This is a genomic window from Pseudomonas pudica, from assembly GCF_015680405.1.
Taxonomy (GTDB): domain Bacteria; phylum Pseudomonadota; class Gammaproteobacteria; order Pseudomonadales; family Pseudomonadaceae; genus Aquipseudomonas; species Aquipseudomonas pudica.
Genome location: NZ_JADLJS010000013.1, coordinates 1 through 19,502, shown reverse-complemented (window position 1 = coordinate 19,502; position 19,502 = coordinate 1). Strand labels below are relative to the sequence as shown.

At 63.4% G+C, this 19,502-nt stretch carries 20 protein-coding genes; 9 read left to right on the top strand and 11 right to left on the bottom strand.

What is annotated here, in order from left to right:
- Nucleotides 1-21 precede the first annotated feature (21 nt).
- On the bottom strand, nucleotides 22-927 hold the full coding sequence (rimK, locus tag IRZ77_RS11820) for a 30S ribosomal protein S6--L-glutamate ligase (protein ID WP_196173533.1): 906 nt from the start codon (nucleotides 925-927) through the stop codon (nucleotides 22-24).
- Nucleotides 924-1,406 carry a retropepsin-like aspartic endopeptidase RimB gene (gene rimB / locus IRZ77_RS11815; protein ID WP_025754077.1) on the bottom strand — a complete coding sequence of 161 codons (483 nt, stop codon included), beginning with the start codon at nucleotides 1,404-1,406 and terminating at the stop codon, nucleotides 924-926. Before rimB ends, rimK begins: the two co-directional genes overlap by 4 nt.
- 109 nt (nucleotides 1,407-1,515) lie before the next feature.
- On the opposite strand from rimB, the gene IRZ77_RS11810 reads away from it, so the two are divergent.
- Nucleotides 1,516-1,917: an RNA-binding S4 domain-containing protein gene (locus IRZ77_RS11810; protein WP_046614529.1), complete on the top strand. Its 402-nt coding sequence runs from the start codon at nucleotides 1,516-1,518 to the stop codon at nucleotides 1,915-1,917.
- A gap of 127 nt (nucleotides 1,918-2,044) precedes the next feature.
- Here IRZ77_RS11810 and IRZ77_RS11805 read toward each other — a convergent pair whose 3' ends face one another.
- Complete coding sequence (locus IRZ77_RS11805; RefSeq protein ID WP_135002127.1) at nucleotides 2,045-2,839, bottom strand: phosphatase PAP2 family protein; 795 nt, start codon at nucleotides 2,837-2,839, stop codon at nucleotides 2,045-2,047.
- 121 nt (nucleotides 2,840-2,960) lie between these two features.
- Between IRZ77_RS11805 and hslO the strand changes: the two genes are divergently transcribed.
- The 3 genes from hslO to IRZ77_RS11790 all read left to right on the top strand — a co-directional run bounded on the left by hslO (nucleotide 2,961) and on the right by IRZ77_RS11790 (nucleotide 6,254).
- Nucleotides 2,961-3,860 (top strand): Hsp33 family molecular chaperone HslO, encoded by a 900-nt coding sequence (gene hslO, locus IRZ77_RS11800; RefSeq protein ID WP_196173531.1) that lies wholly within the window; start codon nucleotides 2,961-2,963, stop codon nucleotides 3,858-3,860.
- Nucleotides 3,861-4,039: 179 nt separating this feature from the next.
- Entirely contained in the window at nucleotides 4,040-5,581 is a 1,542-nt protein-coding gene (locus IRZ77_RS11795; RefSeq protein WP_063914462.1) for a phosphoenolpyruvate carboxykinase, read from the top strand.
- Between the two features lie 232 nt (nucleotides 5,582-5,813).
- Entirely contained in the window at nucleotides 5,814-6,254 is a 441-nt protein-coding gene (locus IRZ77_RS11790; RefSeq protein WP_046614525.1) for an acyl-CoA thioesterase, read from the top strand.
- A gap of 55 nt (nucleotides 6,255-6,309) precedes the next feature.
- On the opposite strand, the gene IRZ77_RS11785 is transcribed toward IRZ77_RS11790, so the two are convergent.
- The 3 genes from IRZ77_RS11785 to fdhD form a co-directional block, all read right to left on the bottom strand.
- Entirely contained in the window at nucleotides 6,310-6,798 is a 489-nt protein-coding gene (locus IRZ77_RS11785) for a glycine zipper domain-containing protein (protein WP_046614524.1), read from the bottom strand.
- A gap of 256 nt (nucleotides 6,799-7,054) precedes the next feature.
- Nucleotides 7,055-9,400, bottom strand: a complete 2,346-nt coding sequence (locus tag IRZ77_RS11780) for an FdhF/YdeP family oxidoreductase (RefSeq protein WP_196173529.1) — start codon at nucleotides 9,398-9,400, stop codon at nucleotides 7,055-7,057.
- Between the two features lie 5 nt (nucleotides 9,401-9,405).
- Entirely contained in the window at nucleotides 9,406-10,236 is an 831-nt protein-coding gene (gene fdhD, locus IRZ77_RS11775) for a formate dehydrogenase accessory sulfurtransferase FdhD (protein ID WP_046614522.1), read from the bottom strand.
- A 186-nt stretch (nucleotides 10,237-10,422) separates the two neighbouring features.
- Here fdhD and lysM point away from each other — a divergent pair, with 186 nt between their 5' ends.
- Nucleotides 10,423-10,863, top strand: a complete 441-nt coding sequence (gene lysM, locus IRZ77_RS11770) for a peptidoglycan-binding protein LysM (protein ID WP_046614521.1) — start codon at nucleotides 10,423-10,425, stop codon at nucleotides 10,861-10,863.
- Nucleotides 10,864-10,975: 112 nt separating this feature from the next.
- Here the strand turns inward: lysM and yrfG are convergent, their stop codons facing one another.
- Entirely contained in the window at nucleotides 10,976-11,638 is a 663-nt protein-coding gene (gene yrfG, locus IRZ77_RS11765) for a GMP/IMP nucleotidase (protein ID WP_153671294.1), read from the bottom strand.
- A 64-nt stretch (nucleotides 11,639-11,702) separates the two neighbouring features.
- Here yrfG and nudE point away from each other — a divergent pair, with 64 nt between their 5' ends.
- Entirely contained in the window at nucleotides 11,703-12,269 is a 567-nt protein-coding gene (nudE, locus tag IRZ77_RS11760) for an ADP compounds hydrolase NudE (RefSeq protein WP_015268611.1), read from the top strand.
- Nucleotides 12,266-13,084 (top strand): 3'(2'),5'-bisphosphate nucleotidase CysQ, encoded by an 819-nt coding sequence (cysQ, locus tag IRZ77_RS11755; protein ID WP_196173528.1) that lies wholly within the window; start codon nucleotides 12,266-12,268, stop codon nucleotides 13,082-13,084. Before nudE ends, cysQ begins: the two co-directional genes overlap by 4 nt.
- A gap of 213 nt (nucleotides 13,085-13,297) precedes the next feature.
- On the opposite strand, the gene IRZ77_RS11750 is transcribed toward cysQ, so the two are convergent.
- From IRZ77_RS11750 to rfbC, 4 genes are read right to left on the bottom strand one after another with little or no spacing between them, the layout of a single operon-like run.
- A complete protein-coding gene (locus IRZ77_RS11750) occupies nucleotides 13,298-13,753 on the bottom strand; it encodes a thioesterase domain-containing protein (protein ID WP_046614518.1) in 456 nt (151 codons plus the stop codon).
- Nucleotides 13,753-15,159: a sigma-54-dependent transcriptional regulator gene (locus IRZ77_RS11745; protein ID WP_108480022.1), complete on the bottom strand. Its 1,407-nt coding sequence runs from the start codon at nucleotides 15,157-15,159 to the stop codon at nucleotides 13,753-13,755. The genes IRZ77_RS11750 and IRZ77_RS11745 overlap by 1 nt, the downstream gene beginning before the upstream one ends.
- Entirely contained in the window at nucleotides 15,156-16,970 is a 1,815-nt protein-coding gene (locus tag IRZ77_RS11740; RefSeq protein WP_025337341.1) for a sensor histidine kinase, read from the bottom strand. Before IRZ77_RS11740 ends, IRZ77_RS11745 begins: the two co-directional genes overlap by 4 nt.
- A 42-nt stretch (nucleotides 16,971-17,012) precedes the next feature.
- Complete coding sequence (rfbC, locus tag IRZ77_RS11735) at nucleotides 17,013-17,558, bottom strand: dTDP-4-dehydrorhamnose 3,5-epimerase (protein WP_046614515.1); 546 nt, start codon at nucleotides 17,556-17,558, stop codon at nucleotides 17,013-17,015.
- Nucleotides 17,559-17,837: 279 nt separating this feature from the next.
- Here rfbC and aguA point away from each other — a divergent pair, with 279 nt between their 5' ends.
- Both aguA and IRZ77_RS26935 read left to right on the top strand, forming a co-directional pair.
- A complete protein-coding gene (gene aguA, locus IRZ77_RS11730) occupies nucleotides 17,838-18,944 on the top strand; it encodes an agmatine deiminase (RefSeq protein WP_039614238.1) in 1,107 nt (368 codons plus the stop codon).
- Nucleotides 18,945-19,128: 184 nt separating this feature from the next.
- A complete protein-coding gene (locus tag IRZ77_RS26935; RefSeq protein ID WP_080563721.1) occupies nucleotides 19,129-19,326 on the top strand; it encodes a hypothetical protein in 198 nt (65 codons plus the stop codon).
- The last annotated feature ends 176 nt before the right edge of the window (nucleotides 19,327-19,502 follow it).

The window sequence follows — 19,502 nt, the reverse complement described above, 5'->3', positions numbered from 1 at the left end:
TAGGGCCGGTACAGGCTTGAATCAGCCCTTACCCTTGGTCCGAGTCTGATTAGGGCCGCCATTCTTCTCCAGATGCTCGATGATCATGCCGGCCACGTTCTTGCCGGTGGTAATTTCAATCCCCTCCAGCCCCGGCGACGAGTTCACTTCCATCACCAGCGGCCCATGGTTGGAGCGCAGGATATCCACACCCGCCACGCTCAGGCCCATCACCTTTGCCGCGCGAATGGCGGTCATGCGTTCTTCCGGGGTGATCTTGATCAGGCTGGCCACCCCACCACGATGCAGGTTGGAGCGGAATTCCCCCGGCTTGGCCTGGCGCTTCATCGACGCGATGACCTTGTCGCCGACCACGAAGCAGCGGATATCCGCGCCACCCGCTTCCTTGATGTATTCCTGCACCATGATGTTCTGCTTCAACCCCATGAACGCCTCGATCACCGATTCGGCGGCCTTGGTGGTTTCGCACAGCACCACGCCGATGCCCTGTGTGCCTTCCAGTACCTTGATCACCAGCGGGGCGCCGTTGACCATCTGGATCAGGTCGGGGATGTCGTCCGGTGAGTGGGCGAAGCCGGTAATCGGCAGGCCGATGCCGCGCCGCGACAGCAGTTGCAGCGAACGCAGCTTGTCGCGGGAGCGGGCTATCGCTACCGACTCGTTGAGCGGATACACGCCCATCATCTCGAACTGGCGCAGCACCGCACAGCCGTAGAAGGTCACCGAGGCACCGATGCGGGGGATCACCGCGTCGAAGCCTTCAAGCGGTTTGCCGCGGTAGTGGATCTGCGGCTTGTGGCTGGCAATGTTCATGTAGGCCCGCAGGGTATCGATCACCACCATTTCGTGGCCCCGCTGGGCACCGGCTTCGACCAGGCGGCGGGTGGAATACAGACGCGGATTGCGCGACAGCACAGCGATCTTCATGCAGCACCTGTGGCAGGAGAAAGGGTGGCCGGAAAGGCCGGTTTGTCTTGTACGTATTTGAGACCGGGGTTGACCACCAGCTGACCATGGATCAGGGCCTTGGAACCCAGCAACAGGCGATAACGCATGTTCTTGCGGCAGGCCAGGGTGAACTCCACCTCCCACACACCATCGCCCAGGGCCAGTGACGTGCGGATGACATAGCGGGTCTGGGCCTGGCCGTTGGAGCTCTTGATGGTTTTCATGGTCACCAGCGGTGCCTCGCAGCGCCGGTGGCGCAACTGCACCACCGAGCCAAGGTGTGCGGTGAAGCGGACCCAGGGCTGGCCGTCGCGCTCGAACGGCTCTACCTCGGTGGCGTGCAGGCTGGAGGTGCTGGCGCCAGTGTCGATCTTGGCGCGCAACCCGGCCACGCCAAGGTCGGGCAGGGCGACCCACTCGCGCAGGCCGATCACAGTCAAATGGTCAAATGTCTTCACGAAACGCACCCTGCGGATGAGGTGTTGAACTGTAAGCACGGCGGGGATTTTTTGCATCCGATCGTTACGGTAGTACAGTTCGATGAAACACAGCGTTCGAGGTAATGGGATGGCACAAAAAGCCGAAGATGACGACAAGGTACGCCTGGACAAATGGCTGTGGGCAGCACGCTTCTACAAGACCCGCGCGCTGGCCAAGGCGGCGATCGAGAGCGGCAAGGTGCACTGCCGGGGTGAGCGCTGCAAGCCGGGCAAGGAGCCGCGGGTGGGTGACGAGTTCGTGCTGCGTACCGGGTTCGACGAGCGCACCGTGGTGGTGAAGGCTCTGTCGGTGGTGCGGCGTGGTGCGCCAGAAGCGCAGACGTTGTACGAAGAGACCGAGGACAGCGTGCGCCGGCGCGAACAGGCGGCGGAACTGCGCAAGGCCGGGGCGATGGGCGTGACCACCGATGGGCGGCCGACCAAGAAGCAACGGCGCCAGATTCACCTGTTGCATGGGAGCTTCGAATAGCCGGGGCCACTTTGCGGCCCATCGCCGGCAAGCCAGCTCCCACAGGTACTGCGCAAGCCCTGAAACTTGTGCAACCCCTGTAGGAGCGGCCTTGTGTCGCGATGGGCTACGCAGTAGACCCAGGGATCTAGCGGGTCACCGCCAAGCGCCCGACCAGCGGTAACTTGGCCGCGATCGCGAACATCGGCGCCGTCCAGCGCAGCAGCAGCGCGCTCCCCTTGGCCGCCAGCGGCGTGTAGCAGCTCCAGCCCAACGCCAGCACCGCCATCAGCAGCCCGCCGATGTAGTCATCCTGCCCCCAGTGGGCACCGGCCACCAGGCGCGGCAACATGAACAATACCGCCAACCCCCAGACCACCAGATATTGCACCAGGCGGCGGCTGAACACGCTCATGAACAGCGCCCAGACCAGCAACACCGAGGCATGATCCCCCGGGAAACTCTTGCTGGAGCGGTCCTTGAGCTCCCAGGCCGCCTCCAGGTTCGGATAGTAGTCGCTGAGGTGCACCACCTCGTCGAACATCATCGACGGGCTCTTGTGCTGCCAGCCTGCTGCATCCACCCACTTGGAAAACAGCGCGCGAATCACCACTAAGAGGATCAGCGTGACCAGAAAACCGAAAAAGGCCTGGCGTACCTGGGTTGCCTTGAACACCCAGTCGCCACGGATAAGCACTGCCAGAAGGATCAGGCCGACGACGATGTCGAACGGGCGCAGGCTGCCGACGGTCCAGATGTAGCGCCAGGTGGTGTTGTCGGCCAGCGGAGAATTCAGGCTGTGGAACAGCCACTCGTCGAAAGTCAGGCACAAGATCTGGCCAATGGGCCATAACCAGAAACACAGTAGAGCGATGGGGAGCAGCGTACAGGCTGCCAATGGCCCCCAGGACCACCTTGCTTGGAACAGTGGTGAATTGTCCATAAAATACCTCTATTGCAAACAGAAATCGGAGCGCCTCGTGAGCGCTCTGTCACGGGGTTCTCACATGTTTTCGACAACCCTTGTAACCATTTTGTCATCATTTTTCAGATAGCCAAAACCTATGAGCGACTTGCCTGATACCGATTTCACCCAACGTTTCATCTTCGACGAGCGCGATGTGCGCGGCGAGTGGGTGTCTCTCGATGACAGCTACGCCGCGGTGCTGGCGCGTCATGAGTACCCACAGCCAGTGCAGGCACTGCTCGGCGAGCTGATGGCGGCCACTGCCTTGCTCGTAGGGGCGATGAAGTTCGACGGCCTGCTGATTCTGCAGGCACGTTCGGAAGGGCCGATCCCGCTGCTGATGGTGGAGTGTTCGAGCGAGCGCGACATCCGTGGCATGGCTCGCTATGACGCCGAGCAGATCCCTGACGGCGCCACCCTGTCGCAACTGATGCCCGACGGCCACCTGACCCTGACCATCGATCCGGTCAAGGGCCAACGCTACCAAGGCACCGTGGATCTCGATGGCACCAACCTGTCGGAGTGCTTCACCAACTACTTCGTCCAGTCGCAGCAGCTCAATACCCGTTTCTGGCTCAACGCCGAGGGCGGCAAGGCCCGTGGCCTGCTGCTGCAGCAACTGCCGCGCGATCGCCAGCCGGACGATGAAGAGCGTGAAGAAAGCTGGCAGCACGTTGTGGCATTGGCTACCACGCTCAAGGCTGATGAGTGGGCGCTGGACAACGAAACCCTGCTGCACCGCCTGTATCATGAAGATGCCGTGCGCCTGTTCGATATCCAGCCGCTGCGCTTCAAGTGCAGCTGCTCGCGCGAACGTTCCGGCAATGCGCTGGTCAGTTTGGGCGAGCACGATGCCACGGTGCTGGTGGAAGAGTGCGGCGGGCAGGTGGAGATCGATTGCCAGTTCTGCAACGAGCGCTATTTCTTCGACGCCAGCGATGTGGCGCAACTGTTTGCCGGTGGCGGCACTGACGTAGCCTCAGAAACTCGTCACTGAAACGTTTAACCACAGGACAATCTCCTGTCGAATTGCGCAAAAGCGCAGTTCTGACAGGAGGGGCCTACTTTTTTTGGGCGTTTCTGGCATAATCCGGCCACTTTTTTCGCTGTAGTAGTTTTTTCAAGACAACTACAAAACGTTTGGAGCACTCGGCCTCGGGCCGGATGGGGTATCTCATGACGCAAGCCAACAACACCGTGTACACCGACCTGAGCGTCGATGAGCTGGTAAAAGAAGCGCTGCAACGCGGTGAAGGCGTACTAGCCGATACTGGCGCACTGGTCGTGGAGACCGGTCACCGTACTGGCCGTTCGCCGGCTGACCGTTTCATCGTCGAAGAGCCTTCCACCCAGGACGCCATTGCCTGGGGCCCGATCAACCGCAAGTTCCCGGCCGACAAGTTCGATGCCCTGTGGGACCGCGTTGAGGCGTTCAACAACGCCCAGGATCACTTCGTTTCCTACGTTCACGTAGGGGCGGCCGCCGAGCACTACCTGCCGGTGAAGATGACCACCCAGACTGCCTGGCAGAACCTGTTCGGCCGTTGCCTGTTCATCAACCCGGAGCAGTACAACCCGGCTGGCCGTGGCGAGTGGCAGGTCCTCAACGTCGCCAACTTCGTGTGCGAGCCTGAGCGTGACGGTACCAACTCCGATGGTTGCGTGATCATCAACTTCGCCCAGAAGAAGGTGCTGATCGCTGGCATGCGCTACGCCGGCGAAATGAAAAAAGCCATGTTCTCGGTGCAGAACTTCCTGCTGCCGGCTGCCGACGTGCTGCCGATGCACTGCGCGGCCAACATTGGCGAAGCAGGCGATGTGACCCTGTTCTTCGGCCTGTCCGGCACCGGCAAGACCACCCTGTCGGCCGACGAAAGCCGTTACCTGATCGGTGACGACGAGCACGGCTGGGGCGAGGGCGTGGTGTTCAACATCGAAGGCGGTTGCTACGCCAAGTGCATCGACTTGTCCGAGAAGAACGAGCCGGTCATCTGGAAAGCCATCAAGCATGGCGCCGTGCTGGAAAACGTCGTTCTCGACGCCAACAAGCACGCCGACTACAGCGATGTCAGCCTGACCCAGAACAGCCGTGCGGCCTACCCGCTGGAGCACGTTGCCAAGCGTTCCGAAGCGAACCTGGGTGGCGAGCCGAATGCAGTCATCTTCCTGACCTGCGACCTGACGGGTGTTCTGCCTCCGGTTTCGATCCTGAACAACGAGCAGGCGGCCTACCACTTCCTGTCCGGCTACACCGCGCTGGTCGGTTCCACCGAAATGGGTTCGGGCAGCGGCATCAAGTCGACCTTCTCCACCTGCTTCGGCGCGCCGTTCTTCCCGCGCCCGGCTGGCGAGTACGCCGAGCTGCTGATCAAGCGTATCAAAGGCTTCGACTCGAAGGTCTACCTGGTCAACACCGGCTGGACCGGCGGTGGCTACGGCGTTGGCAAGCGCTTCAGCATCCCGACCACCCGTGCCGTGATCGCTGCGATCCAGAGTGGCGCGCTGATCGGTGCCGAAACCGAGCACCTGGACATCATCAACCTGGATGTGCCGAAGGCCGTTCCGGGTGTTGAAACCGAGCTGCTCAACCCGCGCACCAACTGGGCTGACAAGGCTGCCTACGACGAGGCTGCCAAAGGCCTGGCCAAGCTGTTCATCGAAAACTTCAAGAAGTTCGAAGTTTCCGACGCCATCAAGGCCGCTGGCCCGCAGCTGTAAGCTGAGCTTACCTGTAACGAAAAGGCCGCCCCTACGGGCGGCCTTTTCGTTTTCTACTGCCTGTACCGGCCTCTTCGCGGCTAAAGCCGCTCCCACAGGTACTGCACTGCATTCAACGTTGGTGGTGTACCTGTGGGAGCGGCTTTAGCCGCGAAGAGGCCGGCACAGGCAGCGAAAATCCGGTTTTTCTGTTTCACTGTCAGCATCCATTGCGAAGACAAGAGCCAGCCAGATGACCGAATCCCCTCAGCGCACTGCCTTCTCCCACTTCCACCCCATCCTCACCCGCCCCCAGGACAACGACCTGAACGGCCATATTGCCGGTGCCACCGTGCACGGCTTCTTCGAAACCGCCATCCAGGCGTTCCTCGTCGAACAGGCCGACCTGGACCTGCGTGACGGCGAGCTGGCGGCATTCGTGGTCAGTTCGGCGGCGGATTTCTACGCTCTGCCCGGCTTCCCGGACGTGCTGGAAGTAGGGCTGGGGGTGGCACGACTGGCTGGCAGCACGGTGGAGTACCGCCTGGCCCTGTTCCGCCCAGGGGAGCCGGAGGCGTGTGCGGCAGGCACGGTGGTGCAGGTCTTCATCGAACGCGCCAATGGACGGCCAGTGGTGTTGCCAGAGACGCTGCAGGTGATCCTGTCTGGTGTACTGCTGGAACAGCAGGCATAAAAAAGCCCCGCTGGCAGGGGCGGGGCTTTTGTTGCCGGGGCAAGGCCCTCAGGCGTTAGTCGCGCCAGTGGCGCTTGTGCTTGTGCTTGCGATGGCCGTAGTGGTGGCCACGGTCCCAGTGGCGACGGTCGTCGTCATAACCACGACGGTAGCGGCGGCCTTCGTGGTAATCGTCTCTGTCGGCCTCTTTACCCAGGTAGTTACCCAGTGCACCACCGGCACCACCGCCGGCTGCTGCGCCAATGTAGCTACCGGTAGTGCCGCCCACGGAGCGGCCGACCACGTTACCGCCTGCGGCGCCCAGCGCGCCGCCGATAGCGGCTTCACCGCGCTGACGCTTGTCGGCACCCAGGGCACCGCCAGCTGCGCCGCCCAGACCGGCACCAATGGCGCCGCCGGTGCTACCACCGATGGAGTTGCCCACCACGGAGCCCAGTACCCCACCCAATGCGCCGCCAATGCCGGCCTCGGTGGTGCCGCCTGCCATGGCAACGCCGCTGAGCAAGCTGAAAGACAACAACAGTATCGAGGAGTACTTCTTCATCAAGAGAGCCTCATAAGGATGACGGGGCGATTTTTGAGCCTTGCAGGCACGCCTGGCAACGGAAATCCGACGAGTAACACGAGTTGTACACAATTCTCTAACTTACTGTATTTACTGTGAAACTTTATCGTTTTTTCGCTGTCTGAGACCTTTATGACGAAGCCCTGAGCCTTGATGGAACAGGGCTTTTTTCGTTTTTGGCGGCACGGCTTCCGGCCTCTTCGCGGGCACGCCCGCGAAGAGGCCAACACCATTCCTACAGGATGCGCCCGTCGTCCCGCGCCCGCTCCAGCTTGATGGCGATGAACTTCGACGTCGGCGTATGGCTGCCATCGCCAATGCTTTCCAGCGGCACCAGCGGGTTCACCTCCGGATAGTACGCCGCCGCCTGCCCGGCCGGGATGTCGTAGGCCAGTAAAGTGAAGCCGTGCACACGGCGCACATGCTCATCCCCCCACAACGACACGATGTCGACCTGCTGCCCCGGCTGGAAGCCCAGGCGGATGATGTCGGCTTCGTTGGCGAACAGCACCTCGCGCTGGCCACGCACGCCACGGTAGCGGTCGTCCAGGCCGTAGATGGTGGTGTTGTACTGATCGTGCGAGCGCATCGATTGCATGATCAGGTCAGGCACCTGCCCGCTGGCGCGTACACGCTCGTCGATCAGCGTGTCGGGCAGCAGGTTGGCCTTGAAGTTTGCGCGGCCGGTGCTGGTATTCCATTCACGGCTGGCAGCGCTGTTGCCCAGGTAGAAACCGCCCGGCTCGCGCAGGCGCTGGTTGAAGCCGCTGAAGCCGGCGATGGTGTCGCCGATCAGCTCGCGGATACGGTCGTAGTCAGCTACCAGCCAGTGCCAGTCCACGGGCTTCTTGCCGAGGGTGGCGGCGGCGATACCGGCGATGACCGCCGGCTCCGAGCGCATCTGCGTCGACAGCGGCTTCAGCTGGCCATTGGAGGCGTGGACCATGCTGAACGAGTCTTCTACCGTTACCGCCTGTGGCCCTTCTGCCTGAAGGTCGATGTCGGTGCGGCCCAGGCACGGCAGGATCAGTGCCTGCTTGCCGTGTACCAGGTGGCTGCGGTTGAGTTTGGTGCTGATGTGCACGGTCAGCTCGCAGTTGCTCAGTGCCTGGGCGGTGCGCTCGGTGTCCGGCGTGGCCTGGGCGAAGTTGCCGCCCAGGCCGATGAATACCTTGGCCCGGCCGTCGAGCATGGCGTGGATCGCCTCGACGGTGTTGTGGCCATTGTGCCGGGGCACGGGGAAGCCGAAGCGCTGCTCGATGGCGTCCAGCAGGGCCACCGGCGGGCGCTCATTGATGCCCATGGTGCGGTCACCCTGCACGTTGCTGTGGCCGCGCACCGGGCACAGGCCTGCGCCTGGCACGCCGATGTTGCCGCGCAGCATCTGCAAGTTGACGATTTCCTGGATGGTCGGCACTGAGTGGCGGTGCTGGGTAATACCCATAGCCCAGCACATGATCACCCGCTTGCCACGGCAATACATGCGCGCGGCCAGTTCGATGTCGGCCAGCGCCAGGCCGGACTGGGCCTGGATGTGCTCCCAGGGGGTGGCATCCACTACCGCCAGGTAGTCGTCGACGCCATGGCCATGTTCGGCAATGAAGGCGTGGTCGAAGACTGCTGGTTCGCCGTTGGCCTGGGCCTCGCGTTCCCATTGCAGGACGAACTTGGCCATGCCGCGCAGCAGCGCCATGTCGCCGCCCAGGGCCGGGCGGAAGAATGCGGTGTTCGTCGGCCGGTCGCTGTTGGTCAGCATTTCCAGCGGGTTCTGCGGGTGCTGGAAGCGCTCCAGGCCACGCTCCTTGAGCGGGTTGATGCACACCACCTGGGCACCGCGTTTTACCGCGTCGCGCAGCGGGTCGAGCATGCGGGGGTGGTTGGTACCGGGGTTCTGGCCCCAGACGAAAATCGCGTCGGCGTGCTCGAAGTCGTCGAAGGTGACGGTGCCCTTGCCGACCCCGATGCTCTGCCCCAAGGCCACGCCGCTGGCCTCGTGGCACATGTTCGAGCAGTCGGGGAAGTTGTTGGTGCCGTAGGCGCGCACGAACAGCTGGTACAGGTACGCCGCTTCGTTGCTGGCGCGCCCCGAAGTGTAGAACTCGGCCTGGTCAGGGCTGGCCAGCTTGTTCAGCTCACGGGCGATCAGGTTGAAGGCGGCGTCCCAGCTGATTGGCTGGTAGCGGTCGCTGGGTGCGTCATAGACCATCGGCTCGGTGAGGCGCCCCTGGTACTCCAGCCAGTAGTCGCTCTGCTGCAGTAGCGAAGTGACGCTGTAGCGGGCGAAAAAGGCGGCATCGACGCGGCGCTTGGTCGCCTCCCAGTTCACGGCCTTGGCACCGTTCTCGCAGAACTTGACCATGCCGCTTTCCGGCGAGTCGCCCCAGGCGCAGCCGGGGCAATCGAAGCCGCCGTTCTGGTTGGTCTTGAGCAGCGCGCGAATGTTCTTCAGCGCGTTATCGCTGCCCACCCAGGCCTTGGCTACGCTGCGCAGCGCGCCCCAGCCACCGGCGGGGCCGTGGTAGGGCTTGTAGCGAGGGGAAGAGGCTGGGGCGTTGTCCGGGAGGTGTTGGTACGAGGTCACGACTGTTACGACTCCGCCGCTGGGCTGTAGACCCGCGGTGCGCTGTGCTTGGGCAGATGGATAAGGTTGAGGTTGTGCTTGCGCGCCCATTGCAGGGCAAGGCCGGTTGGCGCCGACAGGCTGACCAAGGTCTGGATACCGGCCCGCAGCACCTTCTGGATCAGCTCCAGGCTGCAGCGGCTGGTGACGATGGCCAGGCCACCCTGGCTGTCGATGCCCTGGCGCAGCAGGGCGCCGATCAGCTTGTCGAGGGCGTTGTGCCGGCCGATGTCTTCGCGGCCGAGCAGCAGTTCGCCGTGGCGGTCCATGAACAGCGCCGCATGCACCGCGCCGCAGTGCTGGCCGAGCGGCTGGAAGGCATCGATGCGTTCACGCAGGCCGACCAACCATTGTGCCGGTGGCAAGGGCGCGCCAGGCAGCTCGGCCAGCTCTGGCAGCGCCTGCTCCAATGCTTCGACCCCGCACAGGCCACAACCACTGGTGCCGGCCAGCTGGCGGCGCTGGTTTTTCAGGTTCCAGAACGCTCGGCTGGAAATCTCCAGGTCGGCATACATCGCCGAGCCGCTGCCGGAGAGTTTCAGATCGTAGATTTCTGCTGTGCCGTCGACAATGCCGCTGCCGACGCTGAAGCCGACGGCGAAGTCTTCCAGGTCGGTGGGGCTGACCAGCATCACCGCCTGGTTGAGGCCGTTGTAGGCAATGGCCAGGGCCACTTCTTCGGCCAGGGGCGTGCTGTCGCGTCTGGCGTCATTGAGCTGGACGTAATCGTAGGTGTTGCTGGCGGCGGGCATGGTCAAGGGCGATGAGGCCGCGCATACCGGAGGTTTGCTGTTCATCGGGGCTGACTTTTCATCGGGGCTATTGGCGGCTTTCAGATAGCACAAGCCTAGGCGTGCGGGTCGGTGGCGTCTAATCGCTAGGGTCTATGCCTTGATAGACCGCGTCGATTGGTCGCATGGGGCGCCAGGGGAAAAGCTGGCCTAGACTGCTGTGTCCGAGGTTTCGTCAACAAGGAGAGCGCTATGAGCTTGTTCAGTTTCGTCAAGGAAGCGGGCGAGAAGTTGATCGACCTGCTGACCCCCGGCAATGCCAATGCCGAAGAGCAGTTGAAGAAACACGTGGAAAGTGTCGGCCTGGGCAATCCGAATATCAAGGCCACTGTAGAGGGAGACAAGATCATCCTCACGGGCGAGGTGGCCAGCCAGGAGGAGAAAGAGAAGATCATCCTGGCGGCGGGCAACGTCGCTGGCGTGGCCAGTGTCGATGACCAGATCACCGTGACCGGACCGGTGGCCCAGGCCGCACGGTTCGTGACGGTGGAGAAGGGCGATACATTGAGTGCCATTTCGAAGAAGGTGTATGGCGACCCCAACAAGTACCAGAAGATCTTCGAGGCCAACAAACCGATGCTCAAGCACCCGGACAAGATCTATCCGGGGCAGGTGTTGCGTATTCCTGACTGATCTCTGCAGCCTGTACTGGCCCTATCGCCGGCAAGCCAGCTTCCACAGGATTACCACAGGCCTGAGGACCTGCGAGGTACCTGTGGGAGCTGGCTTGCCGGCGATAGGGCCCTCACAGGCCTACCAATATTTCCCGGTAATCCTCGACCGCCGCAAACTCTTCGGTATCCCGCGGCCCTGCCTGGCTATCCGGTTGGCGCACCGCCAGCAGATGCCCCACGCCAAACCGTCGTGCACTGCGCAGAATCGCCAGGGTGTCATCGATGAACAGGCTGCGCTCCGGTTCAAAGCCGATGTCCGCCTGCAATGCGTCCCAGAACTGCGGGCTTTCCTTCGGGTAGCCATAGTCATGCGAGCTGATCAGCCTTTCGAAATACGGCGCCAACTCCACCCGCTCCAGCTTCAGCGACAGCGAATCCCGGTGCGCATTGGTGATCATCACCACGCGCTTGCCCGCGTTGCGGATCGCGGCAAGGAACGTATCGGCATCCGGGCGCAGGGCGATCAGGTCGGCGATTTCCTGTTTCAGCTCGCGGATCGGCAGCCGCAGTTCGCGGCTCCAGAAGTCCAGGCAATACCAGTTCAGCGTGCCGGCATTGCGTTCGAACAGCGGCTGCAGCTCCATTTCCGCCATTGCCCGGCTCACCCCGTGCAGCTCGGCGTAGCGCTGGGGCAGGTGGTCCAGCCAGAAGCGGTTGTCGTAATGCAGGTCGAGCAGGGTGCCGTCCATGTCCAGCAGGACGGTATCGATGGCAGACCAGGGAAGAACAGGCATGGGAAACTCTCGATCAGTCGGCAAGCCACGGTATAGTAACCCGTTCACGCCAAGGAGCCGCCCCATGCGCCAGAAACCCACCGTCCTCAGCCGCGAAATCGTCGCCAGCAGCCGCCTGTTTCGCGTCGAAGCCGTGCAATTGCGCTTCAGCAATGGCAACGAGCGTACCTACGAGCGCCTGGTGGGCCGGGGTAATGGCTACGGTGCGGTGATGATCGTGGCCATGCTCGATGCCGAGCACGCGGTGCTGGTGGAGGAATATTGTGGCGGCACCGATGAATACGAGCTGTCGTTGCCCAAGGGCCTGATCGAGCCGGGCGAGGACGTGCTGGCGGCAGCCGACCGGGAGCTCAAGGAAGAAGCCGGTTTTGGCGCGCGCCAGCTGGAGCACCTGACCGAGCTGTCGCTGTCGCCGGGCTACATGAGCCAGAAGATCCAGGTGGTGCTGGCCAGCGACCTGTACGAGGAGCGCCTGGAGGGCGACGAGCCGGAGCCGATGCGGGTCGACAAGGTCAACCTGCGCGAACTCTCGGCCCTGGCCATGCACCCGCAGTTTACCGAGGGGCGTGCGCTGGCGGCGCTGTACCTGGCGCGTGACCTGCTGATTCAGCGGGGGCTGCTGGAAGCATGAACGACCTGCAATTGATGCACGAAGTTGTCAAGCTGGCCCTGTTGGCGGGGGACGCGATCTTGCCGTTCTGGCGTGCCGATGTGGCCGTGACCAACAAGACCGACGATTCGCCGGTCACCGCCGCCGACCTGGCGGCGCACCGGGTGATTGCCGATGGCCTGCTGGCGCTGGCGCCGCAGATCCCGGTGCTGTCCGAAGAGGACTGCAACATTCCGCTGGCCGAGCGTCAGGGTTGGAGCCGCTGGTGGCTGGTCGACCCGCTGGACGGCACCAAGGAGTTCATCGCCGGCAGCGAGGAATTTACGGTCAACATCGCCCTGGTCGAAAACGGTGAGGTGGTGTTTGGCGTGGTTTCCATGCCGACCAACGGGCGCTGTTACTTCGGTGGTCGCGGGTTGGGCGCCTGGCGTGCCGAAGCGGGTGAGGCCGCCCAGGCGATCCAGGTACGCAACGCGCCGCCGGCGGGTGCGCGTTTCACCGTGGTCGCCAGCCGTCGCCATACCAGCCCGGAACAGGAAGCGTTATTGGCCGGGTTGGGGGCTGCGGTGGGTGAGCTGGAGCTGGCTAATATCGGTAGTTCTTTGAAGTTCTGCCTGCTGGCCGAGGGCAGCGCCGACTGCTATCCGCGCCTGGCACCGACCTCGCAGTGGGATACCGCGGCGGCGCAGGGCGTGGTGGAAGGGGCTGGTGGGGAGGTAATCGGGCTGGATGGCTTGCCGTTCCGGTACCCAGCGCAGGAGTCGTTGCTTAACCCGCATTTCCTGGCATTGCCGGCAAATGCTGCGTGGCGCCAAGCCTTCCTGAGCCTGATCTGACGGGTATCATCACACTCTGTTGGTGCTTAGTACTTCAGCTTCGCCGCCTATATCGCCGGGGCGGCTTTGCGGCCCATCGCCGGCAAGCCAGCTCCCACAAGTACTGCGCAGACCTTCAGCATGGCGCTGCACCTGTGGGAGCTGGCTTGCCGGCGATGGGCTGCGCAGCAGACCCAACAGCACTAACTGACTGGCATCACTACTTGCCCGCGGTCAGCGGTGCAGCACGTACTGGCCGCTGAAGGTAACAGCAGGCTCGTCACTACCGGCATTGCTCACCGTGGTCTCCAGCGTCAACCGTGCCCGCCCGCGGCGCTGGTACATGGTCAAGAACCGCTCCCAGGTCTTTTCATCCGGCGCCGCACAGCGCGCCACCGCCGCCCCGGTAACCGGCAGCGGATAACTGATCTGCCCTTCCTGGATGACGATATGTCCGTCATCGATCCCCAACTCGCGCAAGCGCAGGTGCAGCCAGCCCCACCCCACCAGCACCGCGGCGCAGTACAGGCTGCCGCCGAACATGGTGCTCTTGTGGTTGACGTTGGCCGCCAGCGGCAATTGCAGGCGCAGGGTGTGCTGCTGCCAATCGAGCACTTCCAGGCCCATTTCGCGGGTCAGGGGGATGTCGCCGTGCAGGACGGACTGAAGGTGCTGGCTTTCGGTATTCATTAACGGTTGTCCTCTTGATCGTCATGCCCGCCGCTACCGCCGTCGAAGCTCAAGCCATGCTTGCGCAGCTTGTCGTGCAGGGTCTTGCGGGGGATGCCCAGCGCCTCGGCCAGGCTGCGCATGGAGCTGTGTGGCTGGGCCAGTTCGGCCGCGATCAGCGAGCGTTCGAACTGCTCGACCTGTTCGCTGAGGTTGCCGCTCGGCATCGGTACCGCAGGCATTGCCGCAGGTGGCGCCTGGCCGTCCAGGGCCAGTTCCAGGCCAAGGGCGAAACGCTCGGCGGCGTTCTGCAGCTCGCGTACGTTACCGGGCCAGTCGTGACGCAGCAGCATGGCGCGCTGGGCCGGCTGCAGGGCGTGTGGCGGCAGGCCATGGCGCTGGCTGGCGGCGTCGGCGAAGTGCTGGAACAGCACCAGGATGTCATCGCCACGTTCGCGCAGCGGTGGAATACGCAGCGGCGCCACATTCAGGCGGTAATACAGGTCGGCACGGAAGCGCCCCTGGTCGGCTGACTGGCGCAGGTCCTCCTTGGTCGCGGCGATGATGCGGATATCCAGCGGGATCAGCTGGTTGCCACCCAGGCGCTCGACCACCCGTTCCTGCAGCATGCGCAGCAGTTTCACCTGCACATCCAGGCTCATGCTCTCGATTTCGTCGAGGAACAGCGTGCCACCGTTGGCGAACTCGAACTTGCCGATGCGGCGTTTCTGCGCACCGGTGAACGCCCCGGGCTCATGGCCGAACAGCTCGCTTTCGACCACAGACTCGGCCAGTGCGCCGGCATTGATCGCCACGAACGGCCCGTCGCGGCGGCTGGACAGGTCGTGCAGGGCGCGGGCCACCACCTCTTTGCCGGCACCGGTCTCACCCAGGATCAGCACATCGGCGCGGGTGCCGGCCAGGGCGCCGATCTGCTCGCGCAGGCGCTGCATGGACGGCGACTGGCCCACCAGGCGGGTGGCCAATTGCTGGCGGTCGCTCAGGGCCAGGCGCAGGCTGCGGTTGTCCAGTACCAGGCGGCGCAGGGCCAGGGCGCGACGCACGCTGTCCAGCAGGGCGTCGCTGGCAAAGGGCTTTTCCAGGAAGTCGTAGGCCCCGGCGCGCATCGCTTGCACCGCCAGCGGTACATCGCCGTGGCCGGTGATCAGCAGCACCGGCAGTTCGTTGTCACGGCCGTGCAGTTGTTCCAGCAGCTGCAGGCCATCGATGCCCGGCATGCGGATGTCGCTGACCACCACGCCGGGCCAGTCGGCCTCGATGCGTTCGGCCAGGCCCTGGGCATCGGCCAGGGCGACCACCTTGAGCCCGGCCAGGTCCAGGGTCTGGCTCAGTGCCTGGCGCAGGTGCGGGTCATCATCGACCAGGATGATCTGGGCTCGGCTGTCGATCAGTGTCTCGGTGGTCATGCCGAGGGGTCCTCCGAATTGGGCAAAGTAGCGCCAGGCGCGGCCACACGCAGCTGCAGGGTCAGCAGTGCGCCACCCTCCGGGTGGTTGGCCAGCAGCAGCTCACCGCCCAGGGCGCGCATCAGGCTTTCGCAGATGGCCAGGCCCAGGCCCAGGCCCTGGGTGCGGGTCTTGGTGGTGAAGAACGGCTCCTTGGCGTGCTCCAGGGCCTGGCGGCTGAAGCCGGGGCCGTTGTCGCGAATGTACAGGTAGACGCAGTCATCGCGCTGCTCGGCACTTAGCCACAGGCGGCGCGGGTTGGCCTTCTCGGTCAGGGCGTCGAGGGCATTGGCCAGAAGGTTGCCGAGCACCTGGCGCAGGCGGGTCTCGCCGGCCTGTACCCACAAGGTGGCTTCCGGCAGGTCGCGGATCAGCTCGACGGCCATCGCCCGGCGGCGCTTGGCCAGCAGCGCCAGGGCATCGTCCAGGGCCGGCTGCAGGGCCACGCTCTCCGGGGCATGGCGGTCACGACGGGCGAAGGCGCGCAGGTGGGCGATGATCGAGGCCATGCGCCCGGTCAGTTCGCCGATCAGCTTGAGGTTGCCGCGGGCGTCTTCGGTACGCTGGTGGTCAAGCAGGATCTCGGCGTTTTCCGCGTAGCTGCGGATGGCGGCCAGCGGCTGGTTGAGTTCGTGGCTGATGCTGGCCGACATGGTGCCGAGTACCGACAGCTTGCCGGCCTGCACCAGTTCGTCCTGCGCGCGCACGGCCTCCTGCTGGGCGTTTTCGCGCTCCAGCACGGCGCTCTTGAGCCGGGTGTTCAGGCCTTCGAGATCGGCGGTGCGCTCGGCTACGCGTTTTTCCAGCTCCTGGCGGCCACGTGCCTCGAAGTCGATGCGGTCGATGTAATGACGGCGCCGCTGCATCACCAGGCCGGCCAGCAGCATAAGCACCAATAGGGTGCCAGCGCCGATGGCCATCACGGTTTGCACCGAACGGTCGACCAGCATGCGCGGGGCGAGGATGCTGACCTGCCAGCCGGTTTCCTTGATATCGCGGGTCTGGCTGATCCAGGCGTCCTGGTTGAGCACCAGCGGCTGCGGGGCCTGGGTCGGGTAGGGCTGAATGGCGATGATGGCCTGGCGCTCGGCCTCGGTCAGTGCGCGGGTCGCACGGAAGCGCCAGTCGGGCCGGGAGGTCAGGATGACCACGCCATTGTGGTCGGTCAGCAACAGCTGCTCGGGTGTGCGGCCCCACAGGGTTTCGGTGTGGTCGAGGTCGACCTTGACTACCAGTACGCCAACGATGCGTTCACGGTCACGCACGGCGGCGGCAAAGAAGTAGCCGCGCTTGGCCGACGTGGTGCCCTGGCCGAAAAAGCGCCCCAGGCGGCCGGCCATGGCTTCGTTGAAGTAGGGACGGAAGGCGAAGTTGCGGCCAACGAAGCTGTCGCGCTTGTCCCAGTTGGAGGCGGCCAGGGTGTTGCCGCTGACGTCCATCAGGTACATCACCTCGGCGCCGGTCTGCTGGACGATGTCCTTGAGCAGGCGGTTGGCGTTGGTCACCGCTTCCAGACGGAACGGGTCGGCCAGCACTCCGCGCAGGGCCGGCAGGTCGCCGAGTATTTGCGGCAAGGTTTCGTAGCGGTGCAGGGTACCGAGCAGGTTGGCGACGTACAGGTCGAGGGTCTGGCGGTTCTGCGAGGCCAGTTCTTCCTGGTAGTAGCGTTCGGCCAGATGGTGCAGGGGCCACAGTAACGGGGCCAGGCACAGGGCCAACAGGGCCAGGCTGCGCCAGCGAGGACGGCGTGGGGGAGTGGGTTTTGCAATCATCACGTAAAGGCGCCAGAAAAGTCTGCCGCAATTATGCGCTAGTTAAGGCAGCAGTTCCGCCTCTGCCAGTGGCAGGCCGAGCTTGTCCTTGTCCGACAGCACTGGTGGCTGCTGCAGCCCCCAGTCGATGGCCAGCGTCGGGTCATCCCAGCGGATGCAGCGGTCGGCGCCCGGGTTGTAGTAGTCGGTGGTCTTGTAGAGAAACTCGGCCGACTCGCTCATCACCGCAAAGCCATGGGCGAAGCCGGGCGGAATCCACAACTGGCGATGGTTGTCGGCCGACAGCTGCACCGCGACCCATTGGCCGAAGGTTGGCGAGCTTTTGCGCACGTCCACGGCAATATCACGGATTTCCCCCTGCACCACGCGCACCAGCTTGCCTTGGGTGTTTTCCACCTGGTAGTGCAGACCGCGCAGCACACCCTTGATGGAGCTCGAGTGGTTGTCCTGGACGAACTCGACATTCACGCCGGTTTGCCGGGCGAACTCACGAGCGTTGAACGCCTCGAAGAAAAAACCACGGCTGTCAGCAAAAATCTTCGGCTCGATGATCAGTACTTCGGGGATCGCGGTAGGGATGATGTTCATGGCGGTTCGCTGGCCCGTTCTGCTCATGTATTGACCCTAGCCGGTCTGGCCGTTTTTTCCGCCTTGAGCTTCAAAGGCATTCACAAGGGCTGGCTATGGTAGAGGTCGTGCCGCTTTGATTCTTGACCAAGGTTGCGTATGTTTCGATTGTTATCGATTTAATGGCGGTATTCGGTCATAGATTTCCCGATTATCGGGCTTCAAATATCGATATATATCGGTTATAAATTGACAAACGCCCCAGCACAGTCCGGCTCAGGGCCATCACAGAGGTCAATCATGAAAACCCTCAACTCCACTCCCCGTGCCGATGGTTTCCACATGCCCGCCGAGTGGGCCCCGCAAACCCAGGTGTGGATGGTCTGGCCGGAGCGCCCTGACAACTGGCGCCTGGGCGGCAAGCCGGCGCAGGCTGCCCATGTGACACTGGCCAAGGCCATTGCCCGCTTCGAGCCGGTAACCGTCGCGGTCTCCGCTGGCCAGTACGAAAATGCCCGTCGTCAGCTCGACCAGCCGAACATCCGCGTGGTCGAGATCAGCAACGACGACGCCTGGGTGCGTGACACCGGCCCGACCTTCGTCATCAACGACCAGGGTGAGGTGCGTGGCGTGGACTGGGGCTTCAATGCCTGGGGCGGCTTCGATGGCGGCCTGTACGCACCGTGGAACCGCGACGAGGAGCTGGCAGCCAAGGTCCTGGAAATGGAACGCTGCCAGCGCTACCACACCGAAGGCTTCGTGCTCGAGGGCGGCTCGATCCACGTGGACGGTGAAGGTACCGTGATCACCACCGAGGAGTGCCTGCTCAACCGCAACCGCAATCCGCATCTGAACCGCGAGCAGATCGAAGCGGTGCTGCGCGACCATCTGGCGGTGGACACCGTGGTCTGGCTGCCGGATGGCCTGTACAACGACGAGACTGACGGCCACGTCGACAACTTCTGTTGTTACGTGCGCCCGGGCGAAGTGTTACTGGCCTGGACCGATGATTCCAACGACCCCAACTATGCACGTTGCCATGCCGCCATGGAGGTGCTGAAAAACACCCGCGATGCCAAGGGCCGTGAGTTCATCGTGCACAAGATGCCGATCCCGGGCCCGCTGTTCGCCACCGCCGAAGAGTGTGCCGGTGTCGATCAGGTGGCCGGCAGCCAGGAGCGTGACCCGTCGGTGCGCCTGGCCGGCTCGTACGTGAACTTCCTGATCGTCAACGGCGGCATCATCGCGCCAAGCTTTGACGACCCGGCAGATGCCGAGGCCAGAGCGATCCTGGCGAAGATCTTCCCCGACCACGAGGTTGTGATGATCCCCGGTCGCGAGCTGTTGTTGGGCGGTGGCAACATTCACTGCCTGACCCAGCAGCAGCCGGCGCCGGTCAAGCGTTGAGCGCACGGTGAATGAAGGGGCCCGTCGGATGACGGGCCTTTTTGTTTCCAAGGCTGTCCTCAGGCCTGTGCTGGCATACGTTTTGTATTGTTTTCAGTCAGATAGCTCGGCCATGCCGAACTCTCGGATCTGTAACAATCCTTACGTAAATTAGCCGCTCACGGGCCAGGGAGTACGTGTAGAAATGAACGCAGCAAGTGAGTCGGCTTTGCGCCCATCGGCAGTGAATCACCAATCGCTCAGGCTTGTGGCGAAGTGGTTGAAACACCATGGAAGCATCAGGGTCAGGACGACCGACCCACGACGTCTGCTTGCCGGACGATATCCCCAAGGGCTGATCAGCGAAGCAGAAATGCAGGCGCTGATGGCGGTGTGGCACTGATCGATTGCTTGAACCTGTACCGGCCCCTTCGCGGCTGAAGCCGCTCCCACAGGGACACCACATGTCTCGAAACCAGTGGGGTACCTGTGGGAGATTCTATGGTTGTGGGCAATGCTTTTTGCCCCCTTTGCTCATGTATTCGCCTTGAGTCTTCATCAAGGCGAATGCAATTCTGG